The 24,612-nt window shown below is 68.6% G+C and carries 20 protein-coding genes; 8 read left to right on the top strand and 12 right to left on the bottom strand.

The features are described 5' to 3' along the window. The first annotated feature begins 151 nt into the window (after window positions 1–151). Entirely contained in the window at window positions 152–373 is a 222-nt protein-coding gene (locus tag HUA76_RS26405; protein ID WP_141648541.1) for an MbtH family protein, read from the top strand. A gap of 67 nt (window positions 374–440) precedes the next feature. Here the strand turns inward: HUA76_RS26405 and fruA are convergent, their stop codons facing one another. Beyond that, window positions 441–1,130 (bottom strand): response regulator transcription factor FruA, encoded by a 690-nt coding sequence (gene fruA, locus HUA76_RS26400; protein ID WP_141648540.1) that lies wholly within the window; start codon window positions 1,128–1,130, stop codon window positions 441–443. A 521-nt stretch (window positions 1,131–1,651) separates the two neighbouring features. Here fruA and HUA76_RS26395 point away from each other — a divergent pair. Together HUA76_RS26395 and HUA76_RS26390 are read left to right on the top strand one after the other, a co-directional pair. Further along, window positions 1,652–2,416 carry an RDD family protein gene (locus HUA76_RS26395; protein ID WP_174459005.1) on the top strand — a complete coding sequence of 255 codons (765 nt, stop codon included), beginning with the start codon at window positions 1,652–1,654 and terminating at the stop codon, window positions 2,414–2,416. 2 nt (window positions 2,417–2,418) lie between these two features. Beyond that, on the top strand, window positions 2,419–3,405 hold the full coding sequence (locus HUA76_RS26390; RefSeq protein ID WP_141648538.1) for a stage II sporulation protein M: 987 nt from the start codon (window positions 2,419–2,421) through the stop codon (window positions 3,403–3,405). Here HUA76_RS26390 and HUA76_RS26385 read toward each other — a convergent pair. Next, a complete protein-coding gene (locus HUA76_RS26385; RefSeq protein WP_141648537.1) occupies window positions 3,345–3,848 on the bottom strand; it encodes a J domain-containing protein in 504 nt (167 codons plus the stop codon). The two genes, HUA76_RS26390 and HUA76_RS26385, sit on opposite strands and share 61 nt — an antisense overlap. A gap of 127 nt (window positions 3,849–3,975) precedes the next feature. Between HUA76_RS26385 and HUA76_RS26380 the strand changes: the two genes are divergently transcribed. The 5 genes from HUA76_RS26380 (at window position 3,976) to HUA76_RS26360 (ending at window position 7,442) form a co-directional block, all read left to right on the top strand. Beyond that, window positions 3,976–4,527 carry a HEAT repeat domain-containing protein gene (locus HUA76_RS26380; RefSeq protein ID WP_174459004.1) on the top strand — a complete coding sequence of 184 codons (552 nt, stop codon included), beginning with the start codon at window positions 3,976–3,978 and terminating at the stop codon, window positions 4,525–4,527. A 115-nt stretch (window positions 4,528–4,642) separates the two neighbouring features. Beyond that, on the top strand, window positions 4,643–5,170 hold the full coding sequence (locus HUA76_RS26375) for a DivIVA domain-containing protein (RefSeq protein ID WP_141648455.1): 528 nt from the start codon (window positions 4,643–4,645) through the stop codon (window positions 5,168–5,170). 3 nt (window positions 5,171–5,173) lie between these two features. After that, the gene (locus HUA76_RS26370) at window positions 5,174–5,470 is read left to right on the top strand and encodes a DUF167 domain-containing protein (RefSeq protein ID WP_174462395.1); all 297 of its coding nucleotides are present in this window, start codon (window positions 5,174–5,176) and stop codon (window positions 5,468–5,470) included. A 12-nt stretch (window positions 5,471–5,482) separates the two neighbouring features. Then, window positions 5,483–6,721 carry a peptidase MA family metallohydrolase gene (locus HUA76_RS26365; RefSeq protein ID WP_141648453.1) on the top strand — a complete coding sequence of 413 codons (1,239 nt, stop codon included), beginning with the start codon at window positions 5,483–5,485 and terminating at the stop codon, window positions 6,719–6,721. Between the two features lie 175 nt (window positions 6,722–6,896). Beyond that, window positions 6,897–7,442, top strand: coding sequence for a hypothetical protein (locus HUA76_RS26360; RefSeq protein ID WP_141648452.1), 546 nt, complete (start codon window positions 6,897–6,899; stop codon window positions 7,440–7,442). Window positions 7,443–7,737: 295 nt separating this feature from the next. On the opposite strand, the gene polA is transcribed toward HUA76_RS26360, so the two are convergent. The 10 genes from polA to glyQ form a co-directional block, all read right to left on the bottom strand. Next, a complete protein-coding gene (gene polA / locus HUA76_RS26355) occupies window positions 7,738–10,461 on the bottom strand; it encodes a DNA polymerase I (protein ID WP_141648451.1) in 2,724 nt (907 codons plus the stop codon). Between the two features lie 45 nt (window positions 10,462–10,506). Then, window positions 10,507–12,723: an FHA domain-containing protein gene (locus tag HUA76_RS26350; RefSeq protein ID WP_174459002.1), complete on the bottom strand. Its 2,217-nt coding sequence runs from the start codon at window positions 12,721–12,723 to the stop codon at window positions 10,507–10,509. Window positions 12,724–12,729: 6 nt separating this feature from the next. Beyond that, window positions 12,730–14,520, bottom strand: a complete 1,791-nt coding sequence (locus tag HUA76_RS26345) for an ATPase, T2SS/T4P/T4SS family (protein WP_174459001.1) — start codon at window positions 14,518–14,520, stop codon at window positions 12,730–12,732. 164 nt (window positions 14,521–14,684) lie between these two features. Then, window positions 14,685–16,133 carry a type II and III secretion system protein family protein gene (locus HUA76_RS26340; RefSeq protein WP_141648448.1) on the bottom strand — a complete coding sequence of 483 codons (1,449 nt, stop codon included), beginning with the start codon at window positions 16,131–16,133 and terminating at the stop codon, window positions 14,685–14,687. 30 nt (window positions 16,134–16,163) lie between these two features. After that, window positions 16,164–16,700 (bottom strand): prepilin peptidase, encoded by a 537-nt coding sequence (locus HUA76_RS26335; protein ID WP_174459000.1) that lies wholly within the window; start codon window positions 16,698–16,700, stop codon window positions 16,164–16,166. A 103-nt stretch (window positions 16,701–16,803) separates the two neighbouring features. Next, window positions 16,804–17,673 carry an FHA domain-containing protein gene (locus HUA76_RS26330; RefSeq protein WP_141648946.1) on the bottom strand — a complete coding sequence of 290 codons (870 nt, stop codon included), beginning with the start codon at window positions 17,671–17,673 and terminating at the stop codon, window positions 16,804–16,806. Between the two features lie 63 nt (window positions 17,674–17,736). Continuing rightward, entirely contained in the window at window positions 17,737–19,896 is a 2,160-nt protein-coding gene (locus tag HUA76_RS26325; RefSeq protein WP_371823525.1) for a hypothetical protein, read from the bottom strand. After that, complete coding sequence (locus tag HUA76_RS26320) at window positions 19,893–21,359, bottom strand: YncE family protein (protein WP_174458998.1); 1,467 nt, start codon at window positions 21,357–21,359, stop codon at window positions 19,893–19,895. The genes HUA76_RS26325 and HUA76_RS26320 overlap by 4 nt, the downstream gene beginning before the upstream one ends. A 145-nt stretch (window positions 21,360–21,504) precedes the next feature. Further along, window positions 21,505–23,610: a glycine--tRNA ligase subunit beta gene (gene glyS, locus HUA76_RS26315; RefSeq protein ID WP_174458997.1), complete on the bottom strand. Its 2,106-nt coding sequence runs from the start codon at window positions 23,608–23,610 to the stop codon at window positions 21,505–21,507. Beyond that, on the bottom strand, window positions 23,600–24,592 hold the full coding sequence (gene glyQ / locus HUA76_RS26310; RefSeq protein ID WP_141648943.1) for a glycine--tRNA ligase subunit alpha: 993 nt from the start codon (window positions 24,590–24,592) through the stop codon (window positions 23,600–23,602). Before glyQ ends, glyS begins: the two co-directional genes overlap by 11 nt. Between the last annotated feature and the right edge of the window lie 20 nt (window positions 24,593–24,612).

Here is a 24,612-nt window from a genome sequence, read left to right as displayed (position 1 = left end):
CTCTCGCACCAGGACGCATGGTCGCGGGAAGGACAGCCTGTCGGAGCAGTGTTCCAGCAGAGGGGTCGGTAGGCATCCGCCTACTCCTGGCGGTCTTGACCCCTTTTCCTGGGATGTGAACAAGATGCAGCCACTTTCAGGAGTCACTCACATGGCGGACGAGCGCGAGGACACGACGATCTACAAGGTCGTCGTCAACCACGAGGAGCAGTATTCCATCTGGCCGGCGGACCGGGAGAACGCGCCGGGCTGGAAGGACGCGGGCAAGCAGGGCCTGAAGGCCGAGTGCCTCGAGCACATCAAGCAGGTGTGGACGGACATGCGTCCGCTGAGCCTGCGCAAGAAGATGGAAGAGCAGGCGCTGAAGAACTGAAGTGACGAGCGCCCCGCCTGACGGACCCCGGTGAACTCACTGGGGTCCGAGGGCGGGGTTCAACGTCTCAGAGGTCCGGCGGCGGACGAACCCCCAGATGGCAGGCGCGCAACGCCAGCTGGGTGCGGTTCTCGGCCCCAAGCTTTCGGTAGAGCTGGGTGACGTGCGACTTGACGGTGCGCTCGGCGATTTGAAGATGTGCGGCGATCTTCAAGTTGTCCGCGCCCCCGGCCACATACGCCAGGACCTCGCGCTCGCGCTGAGTGAGCGCCAGCAGGACACTCGCGGTGGGTGACGTGACGGGCGGATGCTCGAAGTCGTTGCGCAACAGCTGCACCGGGAAGAGCCGCTCACCTCGCACCAGCGAGTTGATGGCCGAGGACACGGCGGACGTGCCGAGCCCCTTCCGGAAGAGGTAGCCGGAGGCACCCTCGTCGAAGCACTGGGAGATGATCTCCGGAGCACTCACGGCCGAGAGGAGCAACATGCGCACCTCCAGCCGACGCTTGCGTGCCTCGCGCAGCAGGTTGATGCCTTCGGTCACCGAGCAGCCCACGGCCGCTTCGCTATCTCCTTCCACATCCATCACCGCCACTTGTGGCGGATCGGTTCCCAGCCCATCGAGAAAGAGTCGCACGTCCCTCGTCACCGAGGTCACGGCAACACCCTCGCCGCGAAGACCGTCGGCGAGGCTTTCCCACGCCGCCCACGGTCCTTCGAGAATGGATACACGGATCGCTGCTTGATTAGTTGCCATGCGAAGGCCCCCCAGCCGCCATGGCGAAACAACTTGGACTGCAGTGTTGACTGCTTCCGACCTCCGGACAGCTCAGGCCAGCGGGAAGAGGCTTCCAGGTCGTGCGTGCACGTCCGCTGAACCACTCCGGGATCGGCCCATCGATGTAAGACCCGACTCCCTGACTGCTTTCAACTACCCACGACTCGCGACGTCCTTCCGGGCTCCACCTCCGCTGGAGCCAGCTCCAGGTTCAACGCCACGAATACCCTAACACCGGGAAAGCGCAGAGGCGAAGGCGCCCCTGGCGCGAGTGTCAAGTGTGCGCGAATCGGATTGGATTCGGGCACCGCGTCCGTTGGTTCGTCATCGCTGTCACGTCCATGACAGCCTTTTCCGTCCAACAGCCGATACCCGCCGTCCCCCGTCGTGGGTCCGGATGTCCACCACGCAACACCCCTCTGAGCCTGGATTAGCCAGACAGCCGGGTCGCAACAGGTGGGAGATGGTACGGCGGGCGGCGTGTATGCTGGGTAGCGGACATGAGTACCGCTTCGACTCCGCACCTCGCCGTGGCCACGCCGGAACGCGTGGCGCTCTCCCTGCCCGTGGCCGGCATCGGCTACCGGTGCCTCGCGTGGCTGGTGGACGCCAGCCTGCTCTTCTTCTTCTGGGTGGTGGCGTACTTCGTCTTCACGCTGCTGGTGTCGGACGTGCTCGGCGTCTTCCAGGGGCTGTCGGGCGTGGGCCAGACGTTGCTCGTGGTGGGCATCTTCGCCACACAGTGGCTGTACTGGACGCTGGGCGAAGTCTTCTTCCATGGGCAGACACCGGGCAAGCGGGCGCTGCGCATCCGCGTGGTGCGGCTGGATGGCTCGCCAGTGGGCCTCTACGAGAGCGCGGTGCGCAACCTGTGCCGCGCGGTGGACTTCCTGCCGGGTGTCTATGCCGCCGGCTGCATCAGCATGCTGCTGACGCCGCAGCACCGACGCCTGGGTGACCTGCTGGCCGGAACGGTGCTGGTGCGCGAGGAGCGCATCGACCTGGACAAGTACACCGCGACGAGGGCGCCCGAAGCCGGCGCCCCGGGTCCGAAAGCCACACGGGCGCTGACGCCGGACGAGGTGGAGCTGGTGCTGGCCTTCCTCACGCGCGCGCCCGGTTTGCAGGCCGACGTCCGGAGGAGGATGGGGACGAAGCTGGTGGAGAAGCTGGGCGGGCTGACGTCCGAGGAGCAGGTCACGGTGCTCGCGTCGGCCGAGGCCACCGAGGCGTTCCTGCGGGCCCACGTTCAGGTGGAGCGCTAGAGATGGCCGTCGCCCTGCCGGCCTTCGTCGCCAGCCACCGCGGAAGCTGGGACTCCCTGGAGGCACTGCTCACGCGCCAGCGCGAGGGCACCCTGACGCTGGAGGAGCTGCGCACGCTGGACACGCTGTATCGCCGCGCCGCCTCGGACCTGGCGCATGCGCAGACGTTCTACCCGGGCACCGACGCGCACCGCTTCCTCAACCAGCTCTGCGCGCGCGCCTACGCCGCCATCTACCAACCCCCGCGCGAGCGCTGGGCCTCGGTGCGAGCCTTCTTCCGCCGCGAGTTCCCTCAGACGCTGCGCCGGGAGCTGCGCTACGTGGGCGCCAGCGCCGCGCTGTTCATCCTGGGCCTGCTGCTGGGCGCGCTGGTGGTGCTGTGGGAGCCTCGGGGCGCGGAGCTGCTCGTGCCCGCGGGCGTCCGTCAGTACGTGGCCCAGGGCCGCATGTGGACGGACGACATCCTGTCCGTGGCGCCGCCCAACTCGGTGTCGTCGGGCATCGCCACCAACAACCTCACCGTCACCATCCTCACCTTCGCCATGGGCCTGTTCTACGGGCTGGGGACGGTGTTCATCCTGGTGAACAACGGCGTGCAGATTGGCGCCATCGCCGCGCTGTGCGCCCGCGAGGGGATGCTGGGGAGGCTGATGGACTTCATCTCCGCACACGGCCCGGTGGAGCTGTCCGTCATCGTCATCGCGGGCGGAGCGGGGCTGATGGTGGGCCAGTCACTCATCGACCCGGGGGAGCTGCCCCGGGGACAGGCACTGGCCCTGCGCGGGCGGGAAGCGGTGAAGCTGGTGCTGGGGTGCGCGCCCTTCCTCGCCCTCATCGGCGTGGTGGAGGGCTACGTGTCCCCGGGCGACTTGTTCCCCACCTGGGCGAAGGCGGCGCTCGGCCTGGCCCTGGGGGGATTGTTCTGGGGCTACCTGCTGCGCGCGGGCAGCGCGGAGGCGGAGACGGTGCCAGAGGTCAGGGCGTCCTGACGCTTGTGCTGCTGGTGGCGGAGGATGCGCTCATAGGCCACGTTCAGCTCGCGCATCTTCTCCACGGAGCCGCCCCGGTCCGGGTGCCGCTCCAGCGCCAGCGCGTGGTAGCGCGCACGGACCTTCTCCGCCGAGTCCAGGGGCGAGACGCCCAGGAGCTGGTACGGGTCCTGGTCCTCGATGGCGGACAGCCAGCGCTCCAGCCGGTCCTTCACCTCGATGAAGCGCTCATCCTGGGCGCCGGTGTCCTTCACCGGGTGGGTGCGCACCTTCGCGTCCGCGCGGAGCACGTCCGTGTAGGTACTGCTGACCCAGCGGTGGCAGCCGGAACACCGGTAGTAGCGAACCCGGTTCCCCATCTGAAGGGTCATCCGGATGCCGCAGTGGGTGCACTCCACCTCCACGTTCTCCAGGGTCCGCCAGCTCGAAACCGCAGTGTTCATCAGCACTTGCTCCCGTCAGCAACACGCCTGTAGCACCGCCAAACTCCCATGTCGGGAGATCGCGTCAAGAAAATCTCCACGGGCGCGGCTGCTCCAGGCACCCGGCTTTCGGGTTAGATAGGGGCCCATGAGCCCCCTGCTCGTCGCCGGACTGCTGCTCGTCGCCGCCGCTCCGGCCCGGACGCCCGCGCCCGCCGCCAGCCGCCCCGCCCCCACCTCGTCCCGGCCCGCCCCGGCGCCGCCCGAGCCCCCCGCCCCCGTGGCCTCGGCGGACGACACCGCCCTGCTGCGCGCCCTCTTGTGGGCCGCCCGCCCCGCGCCCGAGGAGGTCCGCGCCATCGCCGTGGAGGACCTGGCCCTGCTGGGAGACCCTCGCGCGCTGGACTCGCTGGCCACGCACCTGTGGGACCCCAATCCCCGCACCCAGCAGGCCGTGCTGCGCGCGGTGGCCCTCTTCCAGCACCCCCGCGCCGAGGAAATCCTGGGCAACGTGGTGCGCCACCCCCGCATGCCGGACGCACTGAAGATTCAGGCCCTCAACGGCCTCGTCTTCCAGCGGACCGCGTCCGCCCGGCGCACCGTGCAGGACGCGGCCACCGACTCCCGCCTCACCTCGGTGGTGCAGAACGCCGCGCGCGCCGTCGCCGAGCAGTGGAACGCGCCGCCCGCTTCGCGCTGAGCACGTCGCTCGCCGCCCCACCAGGCGAGCAGGCGAGGAGCGCTTTGGGGGGCGCGGCGTCGCCCGCGGGGGCCGAATCCTGGAGAAGTCATCGGCCTGCGTTAGACTCGCGCGCATGAAGATCACCCCGCTCGACATCCGGCAGAAGCGGTTCGAAACGGCGCTGCGAGGTTTCTCCCGCCGCGAAGTCGAGGCCTACCTCGAGCTGATCGCCGGCGAGTTCGAGGAAGTGGTGAAGGAGAACATCGCGCTCAAGGAGGAGCTGAAGCGCACGCAGCTCAAGCTCGAGCAGCACCAGGAGCGCGAGCGCACCCTCCAGGAGACGATGGTCACCGCCCAGCGCATCAGCGAGGACCTGCAGTCCGCCGCCAAGAAGGAGGCGGAGATCATCATCGCGGACGCCGAGCACCAGGCGGAGAAGATCGTCCACGGCGCGCATCAGCGGCTGGTGCAGGTGGTGGAGGACATCAACGAGCTCAAGCGCCAGCGCACCCAGTTCGAGTCCCAGGTGCGCTCGGTGCTGGACGCGCACCAGAAGCTGCTGGAGACCTTCAAGGCCCCCACCTTCGCGGACCGCGACTACGCCCGCGTCGAGGACAACGTGGCCTACCTGTCCCAGAAGAAGGCCAACGGCAACGAGTAGCCCATGGCCGCGCCCTGGCTGAAGTCCGTGCCGGACGGCGTGGAGCTGGCCCTGCTCATCCAGCCCCGCGCCTCGCGCACCCGCGTCGTCGGGGAACATGACGGGTTGTTGAAAATCCAGCTCGCCGCTCCGCCCGTGGATGGGGAAGCCAACGCCGCCCTCCTCGAGTTCCTGGGCAAGCAGCTCGGTGTGCCCCGGCGGCAAGTCACGCTCGTCGCGGGTGACGCGTCGCGCCGAAAACGCGTTCAGGTGGTGGGGGTTGATGCGGCGCGGGTCGAGGCTGTTATGTCTGGGGGATAGCGAGGCCCCCGCATGCGCCACCTGCTCGTCCTGCTCCTGTTGCTGCTGGCCATGCCTCGGGCGTGGGCCCAGGGCCTGGGTGAAGGCTCCGGTTCCCATCCCCACGGGGGCGAAGCCCTGGTGGACGACGTGGTGCTCGTCCCCCACTCCCGGCCCAAAATCGTCGCCGGAGAGCTGTCGACGAAGCGCTTCCGCATCCTCCACACGGCGGCGGCCACCGTGGCGGCGAGGGAGCTGGCGGAGAAGATTGAATCGGTGCGCGACGGCTTCGGCAACATCCTGGGGCGCGACTGGCCTGGGGTGACGGAGATTCGCCTGGGCGTGGGCCGCGAGGAGTTCGAGGCGCTGGCGCTCCCCGGCGGCCGGCCTCCGGGCTGGGCCGTGGCGCTGGCCTACCCCACGCATCAAATCATCCTGCTGGACGCGCTCAGCCTCCACGCGCCGGACGGCCAGCAGACGCTGAGACATGAGCTGGCGCACGTGGCCTTGGGACAGCTCGCCCGGGGCTGGCCCCGCTGGTTCCAGGAGGGCGTCGCGCAGAACGTCACTGGAGAGCGCTTCTCGCTCACCCACTACTCGGCCCTGTTTCGCGCTGTGACGCAGGAGCGCGTCTTCCACTTCGAGGACCTGTCCTCCGACTGGCCGGACCTGCCCGCCGACGTGGAGATCGCCTACGCCCAGAGCGCCGCCTTCGTCGCGCACCTCTCCACGCGCTACGGCCCCCAGGCGATGGGACTGCTCATCGACGGCGTGCGCGACGGGGAGCCCTTCGAGACGGCGTTCGGCAAGGCGTTCCACACCTCGCTGGACGTGGAGGAGTCCGGGTGGCGCGACGGGCTGGCGGCCCGCTACGGGTGGCTGCCGCTCACCACCAGCTCCGCCTTGCTGTGGTTGACGGCCTCCATCCTGTGCGTGGCCGCGTACGCGCGCCGACGCCAGCAGAAGGCCGCGCGACTGGCGGAGATGACGGCGCAGGAGGCCGCGGACGAGGCCGCCCTGCGGCTGATGATGGTGGCCCAGCAGCAGGCGGCCGAGGCCGGCACGCCCCTGTCGGGTCCCTCCGCGCCGCTTCAGGAGCTGTACTGGCCCGGCCCCCCCGCGTCGGAACCGGAGCCGGAGCACCCCGAGTCGCCGCCTCACGCCGAGTCGACCTCAGGCGAGTACTCCGTCGGACCCGAGCACGAGAGCGAGCAGGCGGCCGGGAGCGATGACGAGCTGAAAGCCCGCACCGCCAAGCCCACGCTGCACTGAGTCGCGCCCTCCACCCGGGCCCTGTCTGGACCTTCGGACAGGTCTACAAGCCGAACCCCGAAGTTTTTACTTCGTCGCCTCCCCACGCGCGGCAGTGCCCTTTCCAAGTTGCTGATTTTCCTGGAGAGGCCACGTCCCAGGCGCTGGCAACCGACTTGCTATAGCTCCCGGTGCGATGCGGAAGGCACCGGACATGACTGAGCGGGGACGTAAGGCAGCCGGGCTGGCGCGGTTCTTCCGCCAGCAGCCAGACCGGATCGCGGCGCTGTGGCGCCGGATGCGGATGTCGGCTCACGAAGCGACGGACGGCAACCAGACTCCGCTGAGTCAGCTCGACGGATTGGTGGAGCCCTTCGTCCGGGAGCTGGGGCTGACGCTGGAGGGGGACGACACGAGCCCCTGGAGCCGTACGAAAGCGGTGCTGCGCCTGTCGCCGGAGCGTGGCGCGCGCGCCCTGCACGAAGAATTCTCGGCGCTGCGGCGCTGCCTGGTGGACGCCGCGGAGGTGCTCGGCGGCGGGGATTGGGAGAAGGAGCGCATCAACCGCGCCGTGGATGAGGCGGTGGACTCGGCGGTGGCGCTGCTTCAGCGACTGAGGGATTCGAGAGTCGAGGGGCCTCGGGTGCCCTTCGGCGGTCTGGTGGTGGAGTACTTCGAGCGGGCTTCACGCGTCAGACACGTGCCGCCGGGCTCGAGGGATGGGCGTACCGCGATGCATTGAGGGTGGTCGGTTTTGCCGACCCGTCCGGCTTGACGCTCCAATCTTGGGAGGGTCCGAGGCCGGCGGGAGGGAGCGTGCCAGGGGTGGGGACCTCATGGCACGCCTTGTGGGGTCGCGTGCTCCCACTGGGGAGTGGTGAGCGCGCATCGCGAGCCGCTGGCAAGACGCGTGGATGGGGGTCCGCGCGACTCGCCGGTCGGACGGGTCGGCATTGTTTGTGGGGGTGGTAGCGAAAAAACGAGTGGGTCCGCGGGGGGAGCGCCTACGGGGGTGGGCGCTCCTCCCGTGTTGTTTTTCAGTGGGCGTCCGACCAGCTCCGCCCCGCGCCGACATCCACCTTGAGCGGCACCTTCAGCGTGGCCACGCCCGCCATGCCGCGCGTCACCAGCGCCTTCACCTGCTCCACTTCCGCGTCGGGCGCCTCCAGCAGGAGTTCGTCGTGGACCTGAAGGAGCATCAGCGTGCGCAGGCCCTGGGCACGCAGCTCCGCGTCCACCACCAGCATGGCCTTCTTGATGAGGTCCGCGGCAGTGCCTTGAATCGGCATGTTGATGGCGGCGCGCTCGGCGGCCTGGGCCACGCCCCGGTTCTTCGAGTTCAGGTCCGCCATGTAGCGCCGGCGGCCGTAGAGCGTCTCCACGTAGCCCGTCTTGCGCGCCGTGTTGACGGTCTCCTCCAGGTAGCGGCGGATGCCCGCGTAGCGGATGAAGTAGCGCTCGATGATGTCGCGCGCCGTCTCCTGGGGGATGCCCAGCCGGGTGGCCAAGCCGTGGGGTGACAGGCCATAGGCGATGCCGAAGTTCACCATCTTCGCCACCCGGCGCTGCTCGCGGTCCACCTGGTCGGGCGCGACGCCAAACACCTCGGCGGCGGTGCGGCTGTGGACGTCCTCGTCGTTGCGGAACGCCTCCACGAGCACGGCGTCATCCGCGATATGGGCCAACAGGCGCAGCTCCACCTGGCTGTAGTCCGCGCTGACCAGTTGGTGGCCCGGGGCGGCCACGAAGGCGCGGCGAATCTCCCGGCCCAGCTCCGTGCGCACGGGGATGTTCTGGAGGTTGGGGTCGGTGGACGACAGGCGGCCGGTGGCGGTGGCCGCCTGGTGGTACGTCGTGTGGATGCGCCCGTCGGGGGCCACCAGCGTGGGCAGCGTGTCCAGGTACGTGCTCTTGAGCTTGGACAGGCTGCGGTACTCGATGATGGCGCCAGGCAGCGGGTGGTCCTCGGCCAGCTTCTCCAGCACCTCCTGGTCCGCGGAGGGGCCCGTCTTGCCGCGCTTGATGATGGGCAGGTTCAGCTCGGTGAAGAGCACCTGGACCAGCTGCGGGTTGGAGCCGATGTTGAACTCGTGGCCCGCGTGCTTGTAGACCTCCTTCACCTGCGCCTCGACGGCCGCGTCCACCTTCACGGAGATGCGCGCCAGCTCCACCGTGTCCAGGCTCACGCCCCGCTGCTCCATCCGCGCGAGGATGGGCAAGAGCGGCAGCTCCAGCTCCCGCGCCAGCTGCGCGAGCTTCGCCTCCTCCAGCTCCTTCCAAAGCTCAGGGGCCAGCCTGCGCGCCGCCTCCGCGCGCACCGCGAAGCCCGAGGCGACCTCCTCCGGCGAATGGTCCGCCAGCGCCCTGTCCTTCTTGCCCCGCTTGCCTTCCGCCGCCGCGGGAAGCGCGGGCAGCTCCGTGGCCAGCCGCTCGCGCGCCAGGTCCGCCAGCGCGTGCTCGCGTCGTGAGGGATTGAGCAGGTAGCTCAAGAGTTCCACGTCGTCGTGCGCGCCAGCCAGCGTGAGGCCCTCGTTGGCCAGCACCAGCGTGAGGGCCTTGAGGTCATGCCCTCCCTTCTTCACCGCCGGATCCTCCAACACGCCTCGGAACGCGGCGGTGAAGGACTCGGGCCGCACCTGCGTGGCGCCCAGCACCGCGTGGCGCAGCGGCACGTAGCGCGTGCTCGCATCCGGCAGCGCGACACCCAGGCCCACCAGCTTCGAGGCGAAGGGCATGCCCTCGTAGGCCGGAATCAGGCTGACCGAGCCCGCGGCGCGCACGGCCTCCGCCAGGGCCTGGAGCTCCGCGTCGGTGCCCACCAGCGTCGTGGTGACGGCCAGGGGCGCGGGCTTCTCCTTCGCGGGTTCGGAGGACTCGGGCAGGCCCTGCTGGGGCAGGTCCTTGAGCAGCGCGTAGAACTCCAACTCCGTGAAGAGTTCCCGCGCGCGCGCGGAGTCCACCTCCTTGCGGGTCAGCTCCGCCACGCGCACATCGAGCGGCAGGTCCGTCTTGAAGGTCACCAGCCGCCGGGCGAGCAGGAGGCTCTCCCTGTGAGAGGCGAGGTTCTCCCGAACCTTCGGCTTCTTCACCTCGTCCAGCCGGGACAGGAGGGTGTCCACGTCACCGAACTGCTGGATGAGCTCCGTGGCCGTCTTGGGGCCGATGCCCGGCACCTTGGCCACGTTGTCCACCGCGTCGCCGATGAGCGCCAGGTAGTCGCGCATCTGCCGGGGCTCGATTCCCAGCCGCTCCTTCACGTCCTCGGGCCGGGTGTGCACGTCCTTCATCGGGTCGAAGAGGCGCACGTCCTCGTCGACAATCTGGATGAAGTCCTTGTCCCCGGTGACGACCTGGACGCAGAAGCCCTCGGCCTTCGCCTTGTGGGCCAGGGTGCCGATGACGTCGTCCGCTTCCCAGCCCGCGAACTCCAGGATGGGCAGGTTGAGCGCCTCCACCACGCGGCGGATGAGCGCGAACTGAGGGACCAGGTCTTCGGGCGGCCCTTCGCGGTGGGCCTTGTAGTTGGGGTCTATCTTCTGGCGCTCGGTGCGGCTCTCCTTGTCGAAGGCGAGCGCCACGTGCGTGGGCTTCAAGTCCCGCAGGGACTTGAGCACCATGCGCGTGAAGCCGAGCACGGCGTTGGTGGGCACGCCCTTGCTCGACGTGAGCGGCGGAATCGCGTGGTAGGCGCGGAAGATGAAGCCGGACGCGTCGATGAGGACCAGGGTGGGCGCGGTGCGCGGGGGGCTGGTGTCGGCCATGCCCCCGTGCCTAGCGCGCCCGTCCCGCCCTGTCCAACTCGCTCGCTAGGGGCAGCTCCACTCCTTCTTCTTCGCGACGACCAGCTCCTCCACGCCGTCACCCTTGACGGCGAAGTCCAGCACCGCCGCCATGTCCGGGCAGCCGCCCGCCTGACGGAACGCGGAGAGCGCCGTGGCGGAGCAGAACCCCGCCGCCTTGTTCAGGTCCGGGTTGCCCGCGTAGAAGCCGAAGCCCAGCTTCCACATCCGGCACGCACGGCGCTTGTCGTCGCGGTCCGCCCAGTGCTTGCCGCGCTGGTACGACTTGTCCGCCATGTCCGCGAGGATGCTGCGCCGGTAGAACGACGGCTTGGGCTCCGCCAGGTCCAGCATCAGCGACTTGTCCACCTCCAGCGCCTCGCGCAGCGGCTCGGCGGCCTTCTCCGGGTCATCCGCGGCCAGGTAGCTCTGGCCACCCTTGAAGAGCTGATCCACCGTGGACATCGTCTTGAGCATCTCGTCCGCCTGGGCGTGGAACTGCGCGGACTCGGAGCTGGCGCGCAGCTTCTGCAGGGTGGCCAGCGCCTCGCTGCCACGGCCGGCCCAGTAGTCCATCATCGCCGCCTGCATCAGCTTGTTCGGGTAGCGGCCCTTCACCGCCTCGAGCACCACCGTCTTCGGGTCCGTGGGCAGGTTGTCGCGGTTGAGCACCTCCGCCACCGGACACGTCCAGGGAATCGAGTTGGGGTCCAGCTTGATGCGCGAGATGAGGAACTTCACGAAGAGCGGATCCTTGGGCCGCCACTCGTTCTTCTTCAGGCGCCCTTCCAGCCTCACCTCGTAGCCGAGCGGCGGCTGCAGGTCGTCACGCGGCTGGTTCTGGCACCACACCGCCATGTACGTCTGGCAGCGAGGCACCGCCGCGCTCCACTGCGAGTCGCGCAGGTAGCGCTTGCAGTCGTCCAGCGCGCGCTTCGTCACCTGCTCGGCGGCCTCGGCGGCCTTGGCGCGGGCGCGGCGGAAGTACTCGCTCTCCTTCGGAATCTTGCGGAAGGAGTCCAGCGCCTCCTCGGGCTTGAGGCGCTGCTGCAGCTTCTCTCCCATGGAGAAGTGCTCGAACGCGTCCTTCTCCAGCTTGATGCGCCGGATGAGGGTGTTGGCGTCGGTGTTGATGGGGTCCAGGTCCAGCACCTGCGAGCAGATCTGCTCGGCCTTGACCCAGTTGGGGGGCCCCAGTTCGCTGGAGGCATAGGAGCGGCACTCGCTGAGCAGCTCCGACACCTGCTGCGCGGGGTCGACGACGGCCCCGGTGCCCATGGGGCCTCCGGGGTCCACGGCCGTCTCGGGCATCAGCGCCTTGCCAAGCGCCGCCAGCAGCAGCACGCCCACCAGGCCGCCTCCGGCGATGAACAGCTTCTTGCGCCGGGCCTCCGGGTCCGCGCCGCCACCCTGCGCGTTGTCACGCCGCCGCGACGGGGGCGCCGAGCCCGCGCCTCGGCGGGCCGGAGCGTCGGCCTGGGGCGTCTCGAACGTCATCTCCACCACGCCGAACTGGAGCTGGTCCCCGGGCTCCAGGTCCACCGGCTCCGGGCCCAGCGGGTCGCCGTTGAGCAGCGTGCCGTTGGCACTGCCCAGGTCGCGCACCCGCACCCCGCCGCCGACCGACTCCAGCTCCGCGTGCTTCCGGCTGACCGAGTCGTCTTCCAGGATGATGCCCGCGGGAGGAAGGCGCCCCACGAGCACCTTGCCCTTGAGCGGGAAGGTCTTCCCCGCCCACGGCCCCACGGTGCCCCGCAGCAGGGGCCCACCGCCACCGGGAGGACCGCCCACGGGCCTGGGAGGCCGCTTCGCCGGTCCCGCACCCGTGGCACCAGCGGGCTTCGCCTTGATGCTGGGCAGGGCCCGGGTGGCGCGAGCACCGCCGCCCTCCGCGCCCACGGGCATGGCCTCCGCGCCCGCGGGCTTGGAGGCGCGCCGCGCGCCGGTGGCCCTACCAGGCGCCGCCTTGAGGCTCAGCGTGTAGTCGCCAAGAATGACTTCGGACTGAGGCGTGAGCGCGGTGGGCTCGGCGATGCGCTCGCCGTCCACGAAGGTGCCGTTGGCACTGCCCAGGTCCTCGATGAAGACCGTCCCCGCCTCGGAGAAGACGCGCGCGTGCGTGCGCGAAACCCCTCCCTCGGTGAGAAGGACCTCACAGCCCTGCTGGCGGCCCAGCTTCAGCTCGCCGGCGACTTCGTACTCGTTTTCCGTGCCATCGGGCAGACGGACGACCAGTGTGGACATGGCGCGTCAGTCCTCGCGGAAGATGCTCATGTTGACGGGGATGCCCTTGCGCTGAAGCTCGTCATAGAACTTCGGCACGAAGCCGGACGCCACGAAGCGGCCACGCACCTTGTGGTCCTCCGTGAAGCCGTCCTGCTTGTAATAGAAGATGTCCTGGAGCGTGACGATGTCGACCTCCATGCCGGACACCTCCGTGACGTAGCAGATCTTCCGCGTACCGTCCGAGAAGCGCGTCTGCTGCACGATCATGTGCACCGCGCTGGCAATCTGCTCTCGGATGGCCTTCACCGGCAGCTCCATGCCGGACATCAGCACCATCGTCTCCAACCGGGCGATGGCGTCGCGCGGCGTGTTGGCGTGCAGCGTGGTGAGCGAGCCGTCGTGGCCCGTGTTCATGGCCTGGAGCATGTCCAGCGTCTCGCCCGAGCGGCACTCGCCCACGACGATGCGGTCCGGCCGCATGCGCAGGCAGTTCTTCACCAGGTCTCGGATGGTGATGGCGCCCTTGCCTTCGAGGTTGGGCGGGCGGCTCTCCAACTGCACCCAGTGGTCCTGGGGAAGCTGCAGCTCCGCGGCGTCCTCGACGGTGACGATGCGCTCACTGTCGGGGATGAACGAGCTGATGATGTTGAGCGTCGTCGTCTTCCCGGAGCCCGTGCCGCCGGAGATGACGATGTTGCGCCGCGCCTTGACGCACATCTCCAGGAACTCGGCCATCTGCGCGGTGAGCGTCTTGTACTTCACCAGGTCCGAGATCTTCAGCGAGTCCTTCTTGAACTTGCGGATGGTGATGCAAGGACCCTTCAGCGCCAGCGGAGGGATGATGGCGTTGACGCGACTGCCGTCCTTCAAGCGCGCGTCCACCAGCGGGCTGGACTCGTCGATGCGGCGGCCGATGGGCGCCACGATTCGCTCGATGACGCCGAGCACGGCCTGATTCGAGGAGAAGGTCTTCTCCGACAGCGTCAGCTGGCCCTTGCGCTCGATGTAGATCTGGTTGGCGTGGTTCACCATGATCTCGCTGATTTCATCCGACGCGAGGAACGCCTCGAGGGGCCCCAGGCCCAGCGCCTCGTTGATGACGTCGGTGAGCAGCTCCTCGCGGTCCACGTCCTCCGGAAGCTCTCCGTCCGCTTCCATCTGGTCGATGATGTCGCGGATGGCCTTCTCGGTCCGGCGCCACAGCTCGTCGTCGCCGAGCCGGTCCATGTCCATGCGACGCAGGTCGAGGTACTCGATGAGCCGGTCGTGGATTTCCTTCTGGAGTCGCGTGTAGCGCTCCATCCGGGGGTCCACCTTCTTCTTGTTCTTCGCCAGGGCGGACGCCATGGACGCGGGCATGCGTCCGGCGACAGGAGCCTTGGCCGCGGGAGCCGGAGGCGGTTCCTCCTCGTACGGCTCCTCGTCCTCGTACTGCTCCTCCTCCTCGTACGGCTCTTCCTCACCCCCGTCGTCGTAGGCCTCCTCGGCCTGACCGGCGCGCGTCATCGCCGGGCCCGCCTCTTCCACGAGCGGCTCCACGTTGATGATGTAGTCGCCGATGTAGATCTGGTCCGTCGGCTTCAGCACCTGTGGCGCGGCGATCTTCTTGCCGTTCACGAAGGTGCCGTTCGTGGACTTCATGTCCACGATGATGCACTTGCCATCCTTGGCGACGATGCGGGAGTGGTACTTCGAGACATTGCCCTTCGCGAGCATGATGTCATTGCCGGGCAGCCGACCGATGGTGATTTCCGGCTTGTGGTACTCACGCTGCTCGGTCCCGCCGCCCTTTTCCGCGAGGGTGATCAAAAACATGGGACGGATGCTAGCAAGCACCCCTTCCACCTCAAAGCGCCAGCCGCAGTCGACCTGCCCGCCCGCAAGGCGACGGGCCGGCATCCGCCCCGAAAAAGGGAGGAAACCGGCCCGTCCAGGGGCCCCAGGGGCCCCGACCCAAGGCGCCCCGAGGCGCCCGAGCATCAGTCGAAGATGTTGAAGTTCACCTCGGACCGAGCCTGCTTGTAGCGGCTCTTCACGTCCTCGATGATGGTGCGGACCTTGTCCGAGTCCGGGTTCACGATGCGTGGGGTCACGAAGATGACCAGCTCGCGCTTGGTGGAGTCGAACCCGCGGCTCTTGAAGAGCTCACCGATGATGGGGATGTGACCCAGACCGGGGATCTTCGAGATGGACTTCTGCTCGTCGTGGCTGAACACGCCGGACAGGACGATGGTCTCTCCGTGGCGCACGGTGACGTTCGTCTTCACCTTGCGGGTGCGGAAGCCGGGCACCGTGGACGAACCGCCGATGGACACGGCGACGGAGGTGTCGATTTCAGAGGCCTCGGCCTCGATCTCCGTCTGGATGTTGCCGTTGCGGTCCGCGGTGGGGCGCAGGTTCAGGATGACGCCGTACTTCTTGTACTCGATGGAGAACTGGTTGTTGGTGATGAGGGGGATGGGGACCTCGCCACCGGCCAGGAACTCCGCCTTCTCACCGCTGGCGCACACCAGCTTGGGCTGCGCGAGCAGGCGGCCGTAGCCGTCGTTGCCCTGGAAGCCGATGGAGAAGTCCGCGCCCGCCGTCAGGCCCAGGTTGGAGCCGCCCTGCCCGAAGGTGCCCGGGAACAGCTCCTGCGTCACCGTGGCCGCGGCCGTCGCCGAGCCCGTGATATCCAACGGGTAGCGGATGCCGTAGCGGTCGCGGCTGTTGCGGCGGATTTCGACGAACTGGACCTCGGAGAGGATCATCCGCTTGATGCCGACGACGAGCAGGTTCTCCACCTTCTCGCCAATGGCCTTGGTGATGAGCTCCGCCTTCTGGAGGTCCTGCTGGCTCTCCACGGAGCCCTCCAGGAAGATGGTCGCGCCCACGACGTTGGCCTGAACGTTCTTCAGGCCCGCCTTCTGGAACGCCGCGTTCAGGTTCTGCGCCACCAGCTTCTTGGCGTTGGGGGCGATCTTCACGAACGACTTCACGTTCGGATAGAGGCTCACCACCTGGTCGATGCGGTCCGCGTCCTGCGTGGTGTACGCCTGACCGTCCAGGTAGATGCGGTCACCCACCATGCGGACGGAGACACCTTCGATTTCGCCCAGGAGGCGCTTGATCTCGGAGATGACCTCGTTGGGGTCCTGCTTGCGGACGTTCACGAGGTAGCTGACGCGCTGCCCCGTGGTCTTCCAGATGAGCAGCGTCGTCTTGCCCTCCGCCTGACCGGTGATGAGGAGCTGACCGGAGCCGAGCGTCTTCACCTCGGCGATGGACGGGTCACCGAGGGCCACCTTGCTGAGGCCTGGAATCGTGAGAACCTTCTGGGCGCCTACCCCGAGGCTGACGCTGGTGCCATCCTGAGCCAGGGCGGAGCCACTGGCCACCAGGGCAACGAGTGCGCCAAGCGCGGCGGCATGCGTGAAGCGTGTGAACATCGTGCGTGTCCCCTCTTCCAAGTCTCTGCGCTAACCCAAGCTTTCGTGCTGCCACCACAGCGCCCAGAGTGTTCCGAGCGCGATGGCCACCCCGTAGGGGATATGACGCCGCTCGGTGGGTTGCGCGTCCGAGCGCGCCAGGTGCAGTCGCACCGCCCAGCGCCGCAGCGCCGCCGCCACCGTGTCCCAGACCGCCCCTTGCCACAGGAGCGAAACCACCGCCTGGGCCGCACCCACCAGGGAGATGAACGCGGCGGCCGCCATCGACGCCGGGAACCCCAGCACGGCGCCCACCCCTCCCATCAACTTCACGTCACCCCACCCCATCCGCCCCCGCGCCGCCGCCGGCACCAGCAGCAGTGCCAGGCCCACGCCCGACAGCAGCCCGCTGACCAGCCCCTGCTCCAGCCCTCCCACCCCTTCGGTGGCGAGGCGCACTCCCAGCCCCACCGCCATCAGCGGGTAGGTGACCACGTCGAGGATCTCTCGGCGCAAGACATCGGTTACCACCGAGATCACCAGGGCCACTCCAAGGACCGTCCACAGCGCGATGTGTCCAGGCGTCATCCGTCGCCTGTCCCATTCGCGTCCAGGCGTCCGGTATCAAACCAGGGACGCCTGGAGGCCGTCAATTGGCGAACAGCGAGTTGCCCCGGAAGACGGGGCTCACTCACCGGAGGACGAGCCGGATCTTCTCGCTGCAGATGAAGTACTCGTCCCCGTCTTCGACCTTCCGGCGCTTGATTCGCTGCTTGTTGAACCATGTGCCGTTGGAAGAACCCAGGTCCTCGATGATCCAATCGTGGCCTTCCTGGGCGATGACAGCGTGCTCGCGGGAGACCTTCCCGGAGTTGATGACGAAGTCGCAGTGCTTGCCGCGGCCGATGACGAAGCGCTCCTTGATGATGCGCTCCTGATCTCCGGACTCGGTGACGAGGTACAGGGCGTTGCCTTCGTCCTCCTCCTCGGCGAGCTCGTCGGCGGGCTCCTCCTCGGGCTCGGCCTGCTCGTCCTCGAGGCCCGGGTCGTCCTGATCCTCGGGCAGGGGCTCCTCATCCTCCTCGACCATGTCGTCGTTGGGAGGAGGCGGCTCGTTCTTGCCCTTGATGAGGCGCTCCAGCTCCGCGGCCGTCTCCAGGACGCGCTCGGCCACCTCGCGGCGCACCGGGTCATTGTCCAGGCCGTTGGCGGAAGCGCGCTCTTCAGCGGCGGCCGAACGGCCACCGGGACGAGGCGGAGGAGGCGGCTCCGCCTTCGGGGCGGGCGCGGGCGCCAGCACCGGGGGCGAAGAAGCACGAGGAGCGGGAGCCGCGGAGATGGGGGCCGGACGCGCGGGCGCGGGCGCGGCGGAGGGCGCGGCGTGCGCCTCCGCTCGGGACCTTGCCTCGATGAAGCCGTTCAGACGCGCGAACATGAAGAGCGCCTGGTTGATCAGCGCATCGCGGTCCGAGCCCATCTGCTGGGCCATCTCTTCGTACGTGTCCCACAGGTGGTCGGCGATTCCGACCTTGCGGGCGGGGCGTGAGTTCTGATCGATCATCGGTCTTGACTCGGACGGTACAGGATGACCCGGACTCTAACAGACACCTCTCCCCACGCCCAATTACTCGAAGTAGGACAGCGCGACGTCGTTGAGGGTGTTGGTCCGCACCTCGTTCAGGTTCACCTGTAGAATTCCGTCCGCGGAAGGATAGGCGATGTAGGCCAGCGCGGTGCCACCCGCCTGGGAGCCCACGACGGGGCCTGGCAGGGTGTAGAACTGCAGACCCGCGCCCGAACTGCTCGACGTATTCACCCCGAAGACGTGGGTGAGCACGCCCGAGCCCACCGCCACCACGTAGCGGTCTCCTCGGACCAGACCCTCGCTGACGTCCACGCGGAGCCGCAGGGGCGGCGGGGTGGGCGGATAGAGGGGCACTGTCAGGCCCCCGGAGCCACAGCCCGTGAGCGTCGTCGTCGCCAGGAAGTCGGTCGGATGGAAAGTGTAGGAGCCCGTCGGGATCTCATAGCCAGACCCGACACCCTCCACGTCTCGCGACAGCAGACTGCCGTTCTCATCCACCAGCAGGAAGGGCTGCTCTCCCGACGCCAGCACCGTGAAAAGAGGGAGCTCCGCGCAGTCCGTCGGGATGGGGGTGAGCGTCTCCAGCCGCACCTTCCCTGCTTCCGCCGCGGGCTGAATCGACGACACGACCAGGTCCGTCGTGCAGATGATATCCAGGCTGGCCAGCACGATCACATCCCCCACCCTCACCTGCTTGCTGGCCTCGGCGGGCTGGGGAATCTCGAAGCTCGTCGGCGTCGACAGGTCCCGCGCCAGGTCGAACGCACCCGGGAATGCCCCCTGGTAGATGAAGCGGAAGAGGCCATTCGCCACCGAGCCCTCGAAGAGGCCCTTGCGGGTGACGCTCGGCCCCGTGGGATTCGCCGGGTCGCAGGGATACTCAAGGGTTTGAGACACGTCGACGCGCGTGGACACCCCTGCAATGTCGATTGTTTCTTCCGCCTGGTTGCGGGCCACCACGTTCACGAACGCCCTGCGCGTATCCAGGTCGAAGTCGCGTCGATCGCTCGCGGAGAACACGGTGATGGAGCCGTTGGACGAGGGCATCAAGCCGAGCAGCGGCACGGTGGCGGTATCGTTCACCGACACCCCTCCATCGTCTCCGATGAGGGTCAGGAGCAGCGACGCATCCGGGATGAGCGCCAGCCCCGTCGGGAGACCATCCTGGGGAAGGATGGGGAGCATGGGCGCGCCACTCAGGTCCGTGGCCTTCAGCCCTGTTGTCGAGTCCACCGCGAGCACACCAGAGCACTCCGGTGCCCCGCCGCAGGAGACCTCGTCCTTGACGCCATAGACGAACCGACCCGCTGGCATCTCGGAGAACTCGTTCACGTCGGGAGTCGAGGTGTCATCCTGTCGGGTGACGACGCGGGGATGGGAGACCACGATCCGCACGGGCGTGTTGTCGAAGCCCGCGGACAGGTCGCGCGTCGCCGTGGACGGAATGGTGCAGTTCTCGCTCGTGGTCGGATTCGCATCCGTCACCAGCAGCGTGCGCCCGGAGCGCCCGGACGCCTGCCGCGTGGCCACCACGAGCTGGTTGTCCGGCAGCACCGCCATCGCCTGGACTGACTCGCCTGGCTGGAGGCAGAACAGCGTCACCGGGGCCGGCACCAGCTCGCCCGCCTCGAGCGCCTCGGGCCCGGGCAGCGCCTGACGCTCGATGCGAGAGCCACCGCTGTCGTCCTCGAAGGGCGCGTCGGGGTCCTGCATGGCGTAGTAGAGCACGCTCGGCGCCGCCGGCTCGCCCTCGGGGCGCACGTCCGGCGAGCGGGCCGCGAAGGCCGTCACCAGGCTGCGCGCGAACAGCGGATGCACCTGCACCAGTCGCGCGGGGTCCGCTGCCACCACGGAGATCTGCGAGGCTCCGGCGCTGCGCGCGTACACGTACGGCCCTGGAAGCTCCGAGCCATCGGCCTTGTAGCCCACGTCATGCGTGAGCGAGTCCGGCCGGTCCAGAACCGGGATGGCCAGCGTCTGGAGCGGGTTGGGCGCGGGGATGAACTGCCTGGGATTGGCCGCCAGGTCCAACACCTGGAGTTCGTCCCGGTCCGACGACGTCACGAAAACCAGGTTCCCGACGAGCGTCAGGTCATAGGTACCGGACAGACCGGCGATGCCCGTCGTGGCCTGGGTGTCGGAGCAACCGACGGTCAGCCCGGCGCACGCGAGGAGGAGGGTGAGGGTTCCGCGCTTCACGGGGAGGACTCCTGGCACACACTGGTGCCCTGACGCGTGTCGCGCAGTTGCTGCACGCCGAGCAGGGCGACCCGCCGCGCATCCTGCGGCCGGTCGAGGTTGGGAATGTCGATGACAGCGACGCGTCCGTCGCCAAAGGTGGTGGCGAACAGGCGCGCCGAGTTGTTGCGCACGTCCGCCGTCAATCCGAAGGGCTGGCTGGGCTGGGCCGGGTCCTGGTTGCCCACGAGCACCTGCGCGACGAGCTGCCCCACCTCTTCGTCGTAGATGGAGACGGCCTCGTCGCCGCTGCCCGTCACCGCCACCAGGTTGCCCCGGCCAGGGCCACGCGAGATGACCTCCAGCTCACTGGCGCTCTCCGGCAGCGACTGCGCCGACACCACGCGCAGCGTGGGCAGGTCCGCCAGCGCGTTCTCGATGTCGAGCACAAGCAGCGTGTCCGGGCCGCGCGCCAGCAGGTAGACACGCTCGCGGTTGGGGTCCACCTGCGTCGGGTTGTCGCGCATCATCAACTGCACCACCGCGATGCCGCGCGCCTCGCGGATGGAGTAGATGGCCTTCAGGTCGGACTCGAGGACGCGCCCCGTGTTCGTCCGGTCCACCAGCCGCAGCACGAAGCTGGCGGCGAGCGCACCCAGCTGATCCGTCGCGGAGTTCCGCCCGGACGCATAGAGGTAGCGACCACCGATGGCCACCGAGTGCGCCGCGCCCGCCAGCAGGCCATTGACGCCCAGTGGGACGAAGCTGGACGTGCTCAGCTCCTCACGCGTGGGAGCCGAGGCCGGCAGGTCCACCAGGTACGACTGAAGCTCGGACTGGGACTCCGCCGCGGGCGGGCCCACCAGCTCCGTGTGCGTTACCCACACCCGGGAGTCGGGGTTGGTGCGCTCCACGGCGACGCCCATCGGAGACGGGGCACCAGGAAGGCCGTCCTTCGACGCTCCCGGGACACCCACCAGGGACAGCGCGTTCACCCGGCAGTCGCGCCCGTTACCGCCCTGCGCGCAGTTCACGTTCGCGCCGTCATCCGACACGTCGATGACCTGCAGGTAGCTTCCCTCCGCGCGCGTCGGGACGAACAGGCGAGGCGGGCGGCCAGGCGGGCTCCACAGGGCCATCTCCCCCGCGAAGCTGTCGATGAGCACGAAGGCCGGCGCCGTGACGTGCAGCTCGGTGATGAGCGCGGGAAAGCTGGCGACCTCCGTGGCGTCGGAGAAGTCCTTGCCGAAGGGCCGCAGCCCCAAGGCGTCCAGGTCCAGCGCCGTCACCGCGCCGGAGGCGTAACACTTGTCGAAGTTCGCTCCCGCCACGTACAAGAATCCGTTCGTGGATGTAGAAACCTCGGGGCGCCAGAAGGCGACACCGCTCGGATAGACGAGGCGAGTGGACGGCGGAGGCTGCGGCTCGGAGTCGACGGAACACGACACGAGCAGCAGCGCGGAGGTGACGAGGTAGGCGCGCATCAGAGGGGGGCGGAGTGTAGGAAGGGGCCTCCCCCCGGGCAACCGGAAAGGATGGCATCCATTCCCGGGAGCCCTCCAGCAGACGAACTGGGACCCCCGGGGACGTGCTTCATCCCCCGGGGGGCAGGCAACCGCCAGACGGCGGTCAGGCGGCCGCTTCGGCCTGGATCTTCGAGAAGTCGGCCACCTGGTTGAACAGGGCGCCAATCTCCGTGAGGAGCCGGATACGGTTTTCCCGGAGCTCCTTGTCCTCGGCCATGACCATCACCTTGTCGAAGAAGGTGTCCACGGCGGGCTTCAGACCGGTGATTTCCTTCAGGGCGCCAGAGAAGTCGTCCGACTGGACGAACCCCGCCACGGAGTTGCGGGCCTGGGTGAAGGCGGAGTGGAGCTGACGCTCGGCGTCGTCCACCAGCTTCTGGGACTGCGTCTGCCCGCCCGCCACGTCGCGGCCCTGCTTCTCCACGATGTTGACCACGCGCTTGAAGGCCACGGCCAGGGGCTGGAAGTCCGCGCGCCCGACGATGAGGCTCAACGCCTCCAGGCGCTTGTGCGCGGCCACGAGGTCGTCGAACCCCGCCGCCAGCACCGCCTCCACCACGTCCGTGCGGTGCTGCTCGCCCCACAGCGACTTGAGCCGGCCCCGGAAGAACTCCAGCACCTGCTCGCGCGGAGCGGCATCACCCGCCTTGCGCTTGACGTTGGTCAGCTTGGGCGCAAGCAGCCGCAGCGCCTCGTCCACCGCTCCCGCCAGGCTGAAGCGATAGCCCCGGCCCAGCACCAGCCGGATGATGGCGATGCACGCCCGGCGCAGCCCGAACGGGTCCGCCGCGCCGCTGGGCGCCTTGCCAATGGCGAAGATGCCACAGAGCGAGTCCAGCCGGTCCGCGATGCCGATGAGCGCGCCCGCGTCCTGCGTGGGCAGCGCGTCCTCGGCGCCTCGAGGCAGGTAGTGCTCGAAGATGGCCTGGGCCACCGCCTCCGGCTCGCCACTGGCGCGCGCGTACTCGCGGCCCATGACGCCCTGGAGCTCCGGGAACTCGCCCACCATGCCGGTGACGAGGTCCGCCTTGGCCAGCGTGGCGGCGCGCTCGATGGTCGCGCTCTCCCCTGCCCGCTTCGTCTGGACCGCCAACCACACGCCCAACGTGCGGAAGCGCTCCACCTTCTCCAGATACGTACCCAGCTGCCCCTGCCACACCACGCGGCCCAGCTTCTCCACGCGGTCCATCAGCGGCGTCTTGCGGTCCTCGTCGAAGAAGAACCGGCCGTCCGCCAGACGCGCGCGCAGCACGCGCTGGTAGCCGCGGAGGCTCAGCTGCTCGTCGCGCACGGGCGTGTTGGACACGGCGATGAACTTGGGCAGCAGCTTCCCCGCCCCGTCCACCAGCGAGAAGTAGCGCTGGTGGCTCTTCATCTCCTGCACCAGCACCTCCGGGGGCAGGTCCAGGTGCCGCTCCTCGAACGTCCCGACGACGGGGCTCGGCAGCTCCACCAGGTTCGTCACCTGGTCCACCAATCCCTCGTCCTCCAGCAGCTTGCCGCCGGCCGCCTTCGCGGCCGCCGCCAACTTCTCCACCAACTGCGCGCGACGCTTCGCGATGTCCGCGACGACGTTCGCCTTCGCCAGCGCGGCCTCGTAGTCCGCGGGCGCCTTCAGCTCGATGGCGCCCGGCGCCAGGAACCGATGACCGTGGGTGGTGCGGCCGCTCTTCACGTCGCCGAAGACGACGGGAATCACGTCGCCGCCCAGCAGCGCCACCAGCCACTGCACCGGCCGCGCGAAGGACGCCTCCACGTCACCCCAGCGCATGGACTTGCGGAAGTTGATGGAGTGCACCGCGACATGCAGCGCGTCCTTCAGCGTGTCCGCCGCCGGACGCCCCTTCTCCTCGACGCGCGCGGACAGGTACTCGCCCTTCGCCGTCTGCGAGCGGCCCAGCTTGTCCACCGACAGCTTGAGGCTCTCGGCGAACTTCTCCGCCGCCTTGGTGGGCTTGCCCTCGGCGTCGAACGCGGCCTTGGCGCTGGGCCCCAGCACCTCCTTCACCACGTCCTCGCCCGAGTCCGCCACGTCCCGCACCAGCACCGCCAGCCGCCGGGGCGTGCCGTAGACGCTCACCTCACCGTGCTTCAGGCGCGCCTCCGCCATGCGCTCCGTCAACACGCGACGCAGGTCCTCCAGCGCGGGGCCGATGAACGACGCGGGAATCTCCTCCGCGCCAATTTCCAGCAGCAGGTCACGCGCCACGAGCCACCTCCGCCTTCTCCTTCTTCTCCACCGGCTTGTTGAGCTGCACCGTCTTCCAGTACTCGCTGGCGGGCTTGCCCTCGAGGAGGGCCGGCTGCTCTCCCACCGTCCACGGCGTCTTCAACAGCGGGTAGCCCAGCCGCTCGCGCATCTGGAGGTAGCCCTCCGCGCACAGCCGCGCGTTGTCGCGCACGCGCTTGATGAACGCCGCGCGCTCCGTGACGGAGATGGCGCCGCGCGCATCCAACAGGTTGAACGTGTGCGAGCACTTCAGCGCGAAGTCATACGCCGGCAGCGGCAGCTGACGCTCGATGAGGCGCTTGCACTCCTTCTCGTACGCGTCGAACAGCGCGAAGAGCATGCCCGCGTCCGACTCCTGGAGCGCGTACCTGCTCATCTCCACCTCGTTGGGGTGGAACACCTCGCGGTACTTCACGCCCTTGACCCACTCGATGTCGAAGACGTTCTCCACGTTCTGCAGGTACATGCAGATGCGCTCCAACCCGTAGGTGAGCTCCGCGGAGACGGGCTTGCAGTCGAAGCCGCCGCACTGCTGGAAGTAGGTGAACTGCGTCACCTCCATCCCGTCGCACCACACCTCCCAGCCCAGGCCCCAGGCGCCGAGCGTGGGGGACTCCCAGTCGTCCTCGACGAACCGGATGTCGTGCTCGAGCGGGTCGATGCGAATCTTCCGCAACGACTCCAGATACAGCTCCTGCACGTTCTTCGGCGCGGGCTTGAGGATGACCTGGAACTGGTGGTGCTGGAACAGGCGGTTCGGGTTCTCTCCGAACCGGCCGTCCGCGGGGCGCCGCGAGGGCTGCACGTACGCCACGTTCCAGGGCTCCGGACCGAGCGCGCGAAGAAACGTGTACGGAGCCATGGTGCCGGCGCCGACTTCGAGGTCGTACGGCTGCGTGTTGATGCAGCCCTGGTCGGCCCAGTGCTTCTGGAGCGTGAAGATCAGATCCTGGAAATACATAGCTTTGGGTGTCCTTCTCG

It is taken from the genome of Myxococcus sp. CA056 (assembly GCF_013336715.1).
Classification (GTDB): domain Bacteria; phylum Myxococcota; class Myxococcia; order Myxococcales; family Myxococcaceae; genus Myxococcus; species Myxococcus llanfairpwllgwyngyllgogerychwyrndrobwllllantysiliogogogochensis.
The sequence above is the reverse complement of the archived record's forward strand: the minus strand, read 5'-3'. Positions and strand labels throughout refer to the sequence as shown.